Below are 10,326 nucleotides of genomic sequence, written 5' to 3' on the forward strand. Positions count from 1 at the left end.
CCTGCTGCTGGCCTCGGACAACCTCGCCAACAGCTCGGACCAGGTCGGCCGCAACCTGCTGCACCACACGCTGGTTGCCTGTGAGATGTGGGTCGACGAGCCTTTGGCCTCGCATACCGGCTATGTGGCCGCGCTGGTCTCGCGCGAGTTCGCCGAGACCGATGTCAGCCGCGGCTTCGTCAACGGCTTCAACTTCAACTGTGTCACCACCGGTGGCGCTGGCGAGCAGGCCAACGGCCACATGACCCAGGCGCGCGCCCCCTGGGGCAAGGGCCATCACCAGTGGTTCCGGCGCCATTTCGGGCGGAACTTCGGGATCTTCGGGATCGGCGACGACCTGCCCAACCCGGACAACCGGGTGACGCTGTCGGCCAGCCAGCGCGACGCGGACGGGGTGCCGGTGGCGGAGCTGCACTACCGGCCGGGCGAGAACGACATGAAGATGATGAAGTTCATGTCTGACCGGCTGGTCGACATCGCCAAGGCGACGGGTGCCTTCGAATACAAGCTCCAGGACTACATGGACGAGCACGGCATCTATCGCACGCCGGCCTGGCATCTGCTGGGCACGGCGCGGATGGGCAAGTCGCCGGACATGTCGGTGGTCAACAAGTACCAGCAGTGCTGGGACGTGCCGAACCTGTTCATCATCGACGGCTCGGTGCTGACCACCGGCGGCGTGGTCAACCCGACGCCGACCGTGACGGCACTGGCGATCCGTGCCGCGGAGCATATCCGCGACAATTTCCGCGACCTGGCCAAGACCACCCGGCCGATGGCTGCCTGAGGGAATGATGACGACGCCCGAAGCCCTGCGTGCGAAGCTCGATGCGCTGCCGCGCATCAGGCTCGCCCATCTGCCGACGCCTTTGGAGTTCTGCCCGCGCCTCACCGAGGTGCTGGGTGGGCCCAGGATCTGGCTGAAGCGTGACGACACGACCGGGCTGGCGTTCGGCGGCAACAAGACCCGCCAGCTTGAATACGTGTTCGCCGACATGCTGAAGAAGGGCTGCAACACGATCGTGGCCGGCGCCTACACCCAGTCGAACTGGTGCCGGCAGATGAGCGCTGCCGCCGCCAAGCTCGGCCTGGACATCCATCTGGTCGTGGTCCACGGCGAGAAGGGCCCCAAGCTGCAGGGCAACTTCCTGCTGTTCAAGCTGCTGGGTGCGCAGGTTACCGTGGTGGACCTGCCGAGCGTGGAACTGCTGCAGCCTTATCTGGACAAGAAGGCCGACGAGCTGCGGGCACAGGGCAGGAAGCCCTACCTCGTGGCGCCGATGGACCTGCAGAACCTGGCGCTGGGTGCGGTCGGTTATGTGGATGCCGGGCTGGAGCTGCACGAGCAGTTCGGCAAGTCGGGCATCGATCCCGCGGCCCTGTACATCGCCGGCGCCAACATGACCCCGGCCGGGATCGCCCTAGCGTTCAAGGCGCTGGGACGAAAGACCAGGGTGGTGAACGTGGCGCCGATCAAGTGGGAGGAGGACCGGGCGACCGACATTGCCCGGATCGCCAACCGCTCGGCCTCGATCATCGGTATGGAGACGAAGCTCGCTCCCGCCGACTTCGACAGCCATGACGAGTATATCGGCGAGCGCTACGGCATCGTGACCGATGGCTGCCGGGAAGCGCTGCAGTTCCTGGCGCGGACCGAGGGCGTGATCCTGGACCCGGTCTATAGCGGCAAGGCGTTCGCCGGGCTGATCGACCAGGTGCGCAAGGGCCGCTTCGGCAAGGACCAGGACATCGTGTTCGTCCATACCGGCGGCACCCCTGCCCTGTTCGCCTATGCCGAGGACCTGGGACTGTCGGCATGAGCTACCCCAAATGACCTACAATGGGCCGCTGATCGACGCGCACCACCATTTCTGGGACATCGCCATGGGCAAGCACCCATGGATCGTACCCCAGCCCGGCAAGGAGATGGTGTTCGGCGACCCGATGCCGCTCTACCGGGACTATCTGCCGAAGCAGATCCGGGAGGACGCGAAGAACTGGAACCTGGTCGGCACGGTGCATGTCGAGGCCGGCTGGCTCGCGGATGATCCGGTGGGCGAGACGCGCTGGCTGGAGGAACTGGCAGAGCGCGACGGGCTGCCGTCCGCGATCGTCGCCACCGCACCGCTCCACGATCCGAAGGTCGAGGCGGTCCTGGAGCAGCAGGCGCAGTTCCCGCGAGTGCGCGGGATCCGCTACATCCTTTCCTGGCACGACGACCCGAACAAGCGCTTCGCGGCACGGCCGGACTGGATGCAGGACGGGCAGTGGCTCCAGGGCTTCCGGCTGCTGGAGAAGTTCAACTTCAGCTTCGACATGATGATCTACCCGGGCCAGATGGCCGACGCGGCGAAGCTGGCGGCGGGCCACCCGGGCACCACGATCATCCTGAACCATGTGGGCAGCCCGGCCGACCGCGACGCGGAGAGCATGGCGCGCTGGCGGGACGGGCTGAAGCTCCTGGCCAGGGAGCCGAACATGCGGATCAAGCTGTCGGATCTGGTCGCCTACGATCATCACTGGACGCTGGACAGCCTGCGCTCGGTCACCATGGCCTGCGTGGACGCGTTCGGGCCGGACCGCTGCATGGTCGGCAGCGACTTCCCGGTGGCGGCGCTGCATGCGACCTGGGACGAGGTGTTCGGCTCGTTCGACCGGATCTTCGAGAGTTTCAGCGAAGACGAGCGCCGGGCGATGTTCTTTGCCAACGCAGCGCGTGATTACCGTATTCAGTTGCGGGAAAAGCCGGTGTAATCGAGTCCGCCCGCAGGGAGGGACATATAGCAATGCGCAGATCCATTCTCGGTCTTGCCGCGGCCGCGCTGGTCGCCGGCACGCAGCTCATCGCCCCCACGATGGCCGAGGCCGCCGCCAAATGCATCAAGGGCGACCGCAAGCCGCCGTTCACAGTCGGCTGGGCGAACATCTATTCCGTGCCCACCTGGATGAAGCAGACCGAGGGCACCATCACCGATGTCGTCGAGCAGCTGAAGAAGGACGGGCTGGTCGACAATCTCGTCATCACCGATGCCGAGGGCAACGCCAACAACCAGATCACCCAGATCCAGTCGATGATCGACACGGACGTGGACGCGATCGTGGTGATCGCCGGTTCGTCCACCGCGCTGAACCGGGTGATCGAGCAGGCCTGCGAGAAGGGCATCGCGGTCGCCAATGTCGACAGCCTGGTCGACACCGACCAGCTGACCGTCAAGATCAACACCAACAGCAATGAATGGGGCAAGCAGGCGGCCCAGTTCATCGCGGACAAGCTGGGTGGCCAGGGCAAGATCATCATCATGAACGGCCCGGCCGGCATCTCGGTGAGCGAGGACCGCCGCGCCGGGGCGACGCCAGTGCTGGAGGCCAACCCCGGCCTGGAGGTGCTGACCGAGACCAACACCGCCTATAATTCCGCGCCCGCCCAGGAGGCGATGACCAGCCTCCTGTTCCAGTATCCCGAGATCGACGGGATCCTCTCGCTGGGCGGGGCACTCTCCGCGGGCGCCATCCTGGCCATGGACCGTCAGGGCCGCGAGCTGCCGCCGATGACCGGCGAGAACTACCGGCAGTTCCTGGAGCTGTGGAAGGAAAAGGACCTCACCGCCTGGGCGACCATGCAGCCGAACTGGCTGGGCGGGCTCGGCGTCTATGCCGCGGTGCAGGCGCTGAATGGCAAGGACATCCAGCCCTATGTCGAGGTGCCGCTGCCGATCATCGACAACGGCAATATCGACGAGTACCTGGCGCGTGCCGGCGAGTTCCCCGCCGACGGCTACATCTACTCGCCCTATGACCTGGCGATGTTCGACCAGCTGCTCGGCCTGAAGTGAGCGGCACGGCCCCGGTCCTAGCGGCCCAGGGCCTGGTCAAGCGCTTCTTCGGCAACCCGGTCCTGAACGATGTCTCGATCGAGATCGTTCCGGGCCGGGTCCATGCGCTGCTGGGCGAGAACGGTGCTGGCAAGAGCACGCTGGTCAACCTGCTCTCCGGGGTGCTGGCGCCCGACGCGGGCCGGCTGCTGGTGGACCGGCAGCCATGCGCGCGGCTGACCCCGGCACTGGCGCGCCGCCACGGCATCGCCGTGGTCCAGCAGGAGCTGAGCCTGGCACCGCATCTGTCGGTCGTGGAGAACGTGGCACTCGGCGCCGTGCCGACCAGGCATGGCCTGATTGACTATGGCCGCCTGGCGGTCGAGGTCGGCCGGGTCCTGGACCGGCTCGGCCTGGACGTGGCGCTGGACCAGCCGGTCGAGGAGCTGCCGCTCGGCAAGCGCCAGCTCGTGGAGATCGCCAAGGCGCTCTACCGCCAGCCGCGCGTCCTGATCCTGGACGAGCCGACCTCGTCGCTGACCGCGCACGAGGTGCAGGCACTGTTCAAGGTGCTGGCCGAGCTCCGGCGCCAGGGCACGGCACTGGTCTACATCTCGCATCGCATGAACGAGGTCATGCATTTGTGCGACTGGGTGACCGTGCTGAAGGACGGCACCCGCACTGCCGATCGCACCATGGTCGGGATCGACCCGCCGGCCCTGGTCCGGCTGATGGTCGGCCGCGAGCCGGGCGACCTGTTCCCGCCGTTCCGTTCGACCGCCCGAGGCGAGCTAGCGCTCGAGGCCCGGGGACTGACGGCACCGGGCATCCAGGGTGTCGATCTCGTCGTGCGGCAGGGCGAGGTGCTGGGCATTGGCGGGCTGCTCGGCCAGGGCCAGGAGGAATTGCTGCTGGCACTCTACGGAGCGCTGGACGCGCAGGCGGAGCGCCTGGCCACGGGTGGGATCGACCGGCCGAGCCGGAACCCCGCGGATGCGATCGGTCGGGGCCTGGCCTATGTGCCGGCCGATCGCAAGCGCGAGGCGGTACTGCTTCCGCTGTCGATCCGCTTCAACCTGACCCTGCCGGGCCTGCGCCGCCTGGCCAGGCGCGGCCTGCGCCGGTTCGCCCAGGAGGCGGAGGTCGCCCGGGAGCTGACGACGAAGCTGAACGTGCGCGGCGGCGGCCCAGAGCGGGCGGTGCAGCTCCTGTCCGGCGGCAACCAGCAGAAGGTGGCGCTGGCCCGCTGGCTGCCGCTCTCGCCGAACGTGCTGCTGCTGAACGATCCGACCCGCGGCGTCGATGTGGATACCAAGCGCGAGATCTATCTGCGGCTGAAGGGGATGGCCGCGGACGGGATGGCGGTGATCCTGCTGAGCTCGGACGCGCTGGAGCTGGTCCATCTGTGCGACCGGGTGCTGGTGTTCCGCGACGGCCGGATCGCTGCCGACCTGGCGCACAGGCAGGCCAGCGAGGAGGCAATCGTCGCCGCGTCGCTGGGCGTGGCGCGGCAGGAGGCGGCATGAGGCAGGTTCCGTCGGGCGCGGCCCTGCACGCCCGGCTGATCTGGCGGCGCAATCGCGGCCAGATCGGCCTGTTCGTCCTCCTGGCCCTCCTGCTGGCGCTCTATGCCTTCCTCCATCCGGGCCTGCTGAGCTGGGCCGGAATCGCGCGCTTCACCCAGAACTGGTTCCCGGTGGCGCTGGTCGCGATCGCCCAGACCCTGGTGATGCTGATGGGCGGCATCGACCTCGCGATCGGCGCCATGGTCGGGCTCGGCACCGTGCTGGCGGCGACCCTGGTGGGCGAAAGCGCACTCGGCGCCGGGCTCGGCATCACTGCCACCGTCGCGATCGGCGTGGCGGCGGGCGGCCTGGTCGGCACGATCGTCGCCCTGTTCGGACTGCCGGCGATCATCGTCACCCTGGCCTCCTCCTTCCTGATCGGCGGTGCCGCCCTGCTGGTGATGCCGCGGCCGGGCGGCTCGATGCCGGGCTGGCTGTCGGAGGGTCTGGTGGGCGTGCATCCGACCGCGCTGCTGATCCTGATCGTGATCCTGGTCGCGTGGCGGGTGCTGCGCGCCACGCCGCTGGGCCTGTCGATCGATGCCGCCGGCGACAACCCGGCCGGCGCCTTCCGCTCCGGGGTCAACGTGGCGCTGGCCAGGATCGCCGCCTATGCGATCTCGGGCGGGCTCGCCGCCTTTGCCGGGGTCTATGTCGCGGCCCAGACCGGGGCGGGCGATCCATTGATTGGCAACCCGCTCGCCCTGCAGTCGATCACTGCGGCCGTGCTGGGTGGGGTGGGCTTTCTGGGCGGCCAGGGCACCATCCGGGGTGCCGTGGCGGGCAGCCTGCTGCTGGCGGTGCTGGTCAACGTCATGTTCTTCCTAGGGTTGCCGCCGGTGGCCCAGTACGTGATGCAGGGCCTGATCATCGTGGCCGCCATGGGCATCAAACGATTGCGGGAGCGTGCGGCATGAGCGCCCTTCTCCGCCACCGGGTGACGCTCGGCTGGCTGGTCGTGGTGGCCTTGTGGATTGCGGCCGGCCTGCTCAAGCCCGGCTTCGCCCGCATCGGCCATCTGCGCTACCTGCTGGAGCTGGCCTCGATCACCGGGATCGTGGCCGCCGGACAGACGCTGGTGGTTATCGGCGGGGGCATCGACCTGTCGGTGGCCGCCGTGATCACCTTCTCGGCGATCATCCTGCCGCTGCTCACCTTCCCCTTCGACCCGAGCGGGATGGCTGCCGTCGCCATGACGCTGGCGATCACCACGGCGATCGGCGGGCTGAACGGGATCGGCGTCGTCCTCCTGCGCGTCCACCCGCTGATCCTCACGCTCGCGACCGCCACCATCCTGCAGGGTGCCCTGATCCTGATCGCGGGCGGCAGCGCGGTCAGCACGGTGAACCCGGCTGTGACCTTCCTCGGCAACGGTGACCTGTTCGGCCTGCCGATGACGATCGTCACCTGGCTCCTGATCGCCGCGGTGACCCTGTTCGTGCTGCACGGCACGGTACTGGGCTCCTGGCTGTTCGCGCTCGGCACCAACGACCGGGCCGCCCGCTTGGCCGGGGTGGGCGCCGGCCAGGCGATCCTGGCCGTGCATGCCGCCTCGGGCTTCTGCGCGGGCCTGGCCGGCCTCCTCCTGCTCGGCATGAACCGCCAGGGCTATGTCGGGATCGGCGAGCCCTACCTCCTGGGCTCTATCGCGGCGGTGGTGCTGGGCGGCACCTCGATCCTGGGCGGGCGCGGCACCTATCTCGGCACGATCGCCGGCTCGATCCTGCTGGTGACCATCACCGCGCTGATCACCGTGGTGAACGCCTCGCCCGGCTGGCGGGCGATCCTGTTCGGCGGGCTGATCCTGGGTCTCCTGCTGATCTCCGGGCGGGAACGGTCGGGCTAAAAGGCGGCAGATCTCCCCAGCCCGCCCCTGCGCCCGCTACGCCTACCAGCCCGGCCCGAGCTTGCGCGAGACCTGCGCCAGGCCCGCTTCGGTCTCCTCGGTGCTGACGATCCGGTCCAGCCGGGTAAAGATCCGCCGGGCGGTGTGCACCTCGCCGGTATGGTAGCGTGCCCAGGCTTCCTGGATCTCCAGGCCGCGGTCGGGCAGCGCGAAGTCGCGGCGCTTTTCCAAAAGCGCCACGGTGCGGCGATAGTCCTTCTGCCGGAAGGCAACCTGGATCTCCTGGCTCAAGAGCTCGGCCTGCACCTCGTTGTACTGGTCGGGCGGCAGGCCGTAGCGCTCGATGCTCTGCGCCGCGTCCTGGAACAGGTGCTGGGCGATCTGGGCGCGGATCAGGCCATAGACCGCCTCGTCGCGCTGCAAGGGCATGGCGTCGGGTGCCGCCATCACCCGGGCGAAGCTGAGCTGCGCCTCGGTGGGGCGCAGCAGCTTCATGTAGGTCCAGCTCCGCATCAGGAGCTCGTCGGGCCTGCTGGTCTGGCGGGTGAGCTTGAGCACGGTGGCAAGGTCGCCGCGATCCACCGCGACCGCCACCTGGCCGCCGCGCGCTTCTTTGACCACCTCCGGATAGCGCGCCGCCAGCGCATCCAGTTCCGGGAGCTTGCCCAGCGCTGCCAGGCTCATGGCCAGCCCGCGGGCGGCCTCCTCGCCCGGCCCCCAGTCCAGGCTGCGCTGGAACCAGGGTGCGGCGGCGGCATCGTCGCCGGCCGCCTGATAGATCCAGCCGATCTTGCGCGCGGCCGTCGCATCGCGCCGGCGGATCACGGCGTCCGCGACCGCGCGTGCGTCCTGCACCGAGGCCCCGGGCTTGTAGATCCGGCTGAAGTCGGGCCCGGCCGGGCGGGCCGGCCGGCTTCCCGCCTGTGCCGCGGGCCTGGCCGTCAGGGTCTCGAGCTTCGCCAGCCGCTCCGGGGAGCCGACTCGCGCCTTTTCCAGGCCGACCAGCCGCTCCAGCTCGGCCGGCGGCACCAGCAGCTTCGCCTTCTGTAGGGTGGCGAAGCGGTGGTCGGCATCCGGGCAGGTCGTGATGATGCGCGCATAGGTGGCAACTGCCGCCTCACCGGCCCCGGTACGCTGCTGCGCCTCGGCCAGGCGCCAGAGATTGTCGACATGCTCGCAAGTGGCGGCGGCCGGCTGCGCGTCGAACAGCGTCACCACGCTCGCCCAGTCGCCCGCGGCCGCCGCCGCCTCGCTCGCGGCGCGCGCCTCGTTCACCGCCATCAGCGTCACGAGCTTCTGAGGCGGGGCCCAGTCCGGCCGCTCCTTGCGCAGCGTCTCGATGCGGCTGCGCACCGCGGCATAGTCACCGCTCTCGTAGAGCTGCCAGAGGGGGCCCTCGTCCACCCGGGGCAGGCCGCCGAACAGGTCGGTGGGCGGCTCCCAGTCCGGGTGCAGCTCTTTGAGCCGCGCGATCTCGGCCTCGGCCGCCGCGCGATCGCCCCGGCTGGCCAGGTAGCGCAGCAGCGCCTCGTCGACGACGTCCTCGCCGGCGGGCGGGCCCCCCTGCAGCCGGAAGGTGATGCCGGGCTCGCCGGCCTGCTCCTGGGCCAGGAGGCTGCCGGGCGACACGCTGCCCAGCAGGGTCAGAACCGCCAGGCCCAGGAGCGGCGGGATAAGGCGGAGCTTCATGACCGGGACACCTCGTCGAAGGCCAGCCGCGCCAGAAGCACGAGCGTGGCGGCATAGTAGTTGGGTTCGTTCTGGATCGAGGGGAAGTCCGGCGCGCTGCCGTTCTCCAGATAGCGGAGCAGGGCCAGGATCGCGCGGATCCCGGGCGTCACCCCGACCTCGAACGGCGAGGTCGGGTCCAGGGGGATGACCGCGGGCGGCTCGTTCCCGGCCCGCTGCCAGATCGAGAAGATCGGCCGGACCAGGTCGATCGCGCCGGGCTCGCTCCAGGCGGCATGGAGCGGGATGCGCAGGGCGTTGTAGCCGAACACCGGCAGGAAGCCCGGGGCCGGCCGGGGCGGCTCGGCCAGGAGCGTCCAGTCCGGCGGGAGCTGGCGCTGGCCGAAGCGCAGGCTCGTCAGCAGCCGATGGCCGCTGGTTACGAGCTGCGCCCAGACCGGATGCGGATCGGCCGCCATCAGGGCGCGCAGTGCCGGGAACACCCAGTAGGACAGGTTGATCACCGGGCCCTCGGGCTGGATGAAGCCTTCAGGCCCCGGCAGGAGCAGCTGCACCCCGCCATGGCGCACCACACCGGCACTGCGCACCGCCCGGGCGGCCACCAAGCCGCGCTCGCTGAGCTCCGGCCGGTTCCAGTGCTGGCCGGCGCGGATCAGCGCCCAGGCGAGCAGGAGGTCGCCGTCGGTCGCGGCATTGGGATCGCTCACCGGATCGTCCGGCCGCGCCGGGTCCCAGCGCCAGGCGAGCAGGCCGTCCGGGCGGACCGGCAGGTGCCGCTCGGTCCAGGCGAGGATCGCGTCGAAGGTGGCGGTATCCTCCGCGGCCAGCGCCAGCAGGAGACCATAGCCCTGGCCCTCGGTATGGCTGACCCGCCCGTTGCCGGTGTCGACCACCCGGCCGCCGTCCAGGAACCGGCCGCACCAGGCGTCCCATTCCTCTGGCGGCAGCTTCTGGCGGTCGCCCAGCCAGCGGGCGACCGGGCCCAGCCCCGGCAGGTCCGGCAGCAGCCCCGGCATGGCAAGGATCACGCTGCGCCGCTCCGGCATCTGCCCCCTCAATGACGCCGCATGCGCAGGACAAGGCTGGTCATCAGGCTGGCCGACGTCACTGCCGCCAGCATCAGGCCGAGCCAGGTCCAGCGGTGCTGCGCCAGCCAGGTGAGCACGGTCAGGCGGAGCTGGCCCGGGTCCTGCTCGGGCGTTTCCAGGATGAAGGGCGGGTTGCGCCGCTCGCCCACCACCTGGTCGCTGCCGGCCTGCCACTGCGCCCGGTCGCCGCCCAGGGTCGTCCAGACCTTCGGCTCGATCAGCCGGCTCAGGCCCGGTTCCAGATGGTCGGCCTGGTCGGCCACCAGCACGGTCGCCACCCGCTGCGCCGCCCAGGGCGAGGCTACCTCCATCAGCATGACCCCACC

Annotated in this window: 10 protein-coding genes; 7 read left to right on the forward strand and 3 right to left on the reverse strand. The window is 69.7% G+C overall.

What is annotated here, in order from left to right:
• The 7 genes from EQG76_RS04735 to EQG76_RS04765 form a co-directional block, all read left to right on the forward strand.
• On the forward strand, nt 1–787 hold a 787-nt coding region (locus EQG76_RS04735), incomplete at its 5' end, for a GMC oxidoreductase (RefSeq protein WP_200840559.1).
• A 7-nt stretch (nt 788–794) separates the two neighbouring features.
• Nucleotides 795–1,820, forward strand: a complete 1,026-nt coding sequence (locus tag EQG76_RS04740) for a D-cysteine desulfhydrase family protein (protein WP_159711059.1) — start codon at nt 795–797, stop codon at nt 1,818–1,820.
• Between the two features lie 10 nt (nt 1,821–1,830).
• The gene (locus tag EQG76_RS04745) at nt 1,831–2,754 is read left to right on the forward strand and encodes an amidohydrolase family protein (RefSeq protein WP_200840560.1); all 924 of its coding nucleotides are present in this window, start codon (nt 1,831–1,833) and stop codon (nt 2,752–2,754) included.
• A 32-nt stretch (nt 2,755–2,786) separates the two neighbouring features.
• Nucleotides 2,787–3,833, forward strand: coding sequence for an ABC transporter substrate-binding protein (locus EQG76_RS04750; protein ID WP_159711063.1), 1,047 nt, complete (start codon nt 2,787–2,789; stop codon nt 3,831–3,833).
• Nucleotides 3,830–5,338 (forward strand): sugar ABC transporter ATP-binding protein, encoded by a 1,509-nt coding sequence (locus EQG76_RS04755; RefSeq protein WP_159711065.1) that lies wholly within the window; start codon nt 3,830–3,832, stop codon nt 5,336–5,338. The genes EQG76_RS04750 and EQG76_RS04755 overlap by 4 nt, the downstream gene beginning before the upstream one ends.
• Nucleotides 5,335–6,294, forward strand: a complete 960-nt coding sequence (locus EQG76_RS04760) for an ABC transporter permease (RefSeq protein WP_159711067.1) — start codon at nt 5,335–5,337, stop codon at nt 6,292–6,294. The genes EQG76_RS04755 and EQG76_RS04760 overlap by 4 nt, the downstream gene beginning before the upstream one ends.
• On the forward strand, nt 6,291–7,223 hold the full coding sequence (locus EQG76_RS04765; RefSeq protein WP_159711069.1) for an ABC transporter permease: 933 nt from the start codon (nt 6,291–6,293) through the stop codon (nt 7,221–7,223). Before EQG76_RS04760 ends, EQG76_RS04765 begins: the two co-directional genes overlap by 4 nt.
• 42 nt (nt 7,224–7,265) lie before the next feature.
• Here the strand turns inward: EQG76_RS04765 and EQG76_RS04770 are convergent, their stop codons facing one another.
• The 3 genes from EQG76_RS04770 to EQG76_RS04780 form a co-directional block, all read right to left on the reverse strand.
• Nucleotides 7,266–8,912, reverse strand: a complete 1,647-nt coding sequence (locus EQG76_RS04770; protein WP_159711071.1) for a hypothetical protein — start codon at nt 8,910–8,912, stop codon at nt 7,266–7,268.
• On the reverse strand, nt 8,909–9,958 hold the full coding sequence (locus EQG76_RS04775; protein WP_159711073.1) for a glycosyl hydrolase family 8: 1,050 nt from the start codon (nt 9,956–9,958) through the stop codon (nt 8,909–8,911). Before EQG76_RS04775 ends, EQG76_RS04770 begins: the two co-directional genes overlap by 4 nt.
• A gap of 8 nt (nt 9,959–9,966) precedes the next feature.
• Nucleotides 9,967–10,326, reverse strand: a 360-nt coding sequence (locus EQG76_RS04780; RefSeq protein WP_235031207.1) for a hypothetical protein, incomplete at its 5' end; no start/stop codon positions are given.

Origin of the sequence: Geminicoccus flavidas (assembly GCF_009806515.1) — a bacterium.
GTDB classification, from domain to species: Bacteria; Pseudomonadota; Alphaproteobacteria; order Geminicoccales; family Geminicoccaceae; genus Geminicoccus; species Geminicoccus flavidus.

What these genes read in the sequence shown, in the direction of transcription:
- EQG76_RS04770 (WP_159711071.1), bottom strand. Translation starts at nt 8,912, where the DNA reads ATGAAGCTCCGCCTTATCCCGCCGCTCCTGGGCCTGGCGGTTCTGACC.
- EQG76_RS04760 (WP_159711067.1), top strand. Translation starts at nt 5,335, where the DNA reads ATGAGGCAGGTTCCGTCGGGCGCGGCCCTGCACGCCCGGCTGATCTGG.
- EQG76_RS04765 (WP_159711069.1), top strand. Translation starts at nt 6,291, where the DNA reads ATGAGCGCCCTTCTCCGCCACCGGGTGACGCTCGGCTGGCTGGTCGTG.
- EQG76_RS04750 (WP_159711063.1), top strand. Translation starts at nt 2,787, where the DNA reads ATGCGCAGATCCATTCTCGGTCTTGCCGCGGCCGCGCTGGTCGCCGGC.
- EQG76_RS04775 (WP_159711073.1), bottom strand. Translation starts at nt 9,958, where the DNA reads ATGCCGGAGCGGCGCAGCGTGATCCTTGCCATGCCGGGGCTGCTGCCG.
- EQG76_RS04745 (WP_200840560.1), top strand. Translation starts at nt 1,831, where the DNA reads ATGACCTACAATGGGCCGCTGATCGACGCGCACCACCATTTCTGGGAC.
- EQG76_RS04740 (WP_159711059.1), top strand. Translation starts at nt 795, where the DNA reads ATGACGACGCCCGAAGCCCTGCGTGCGAAGCTCGATGCGCTGCCGCGC.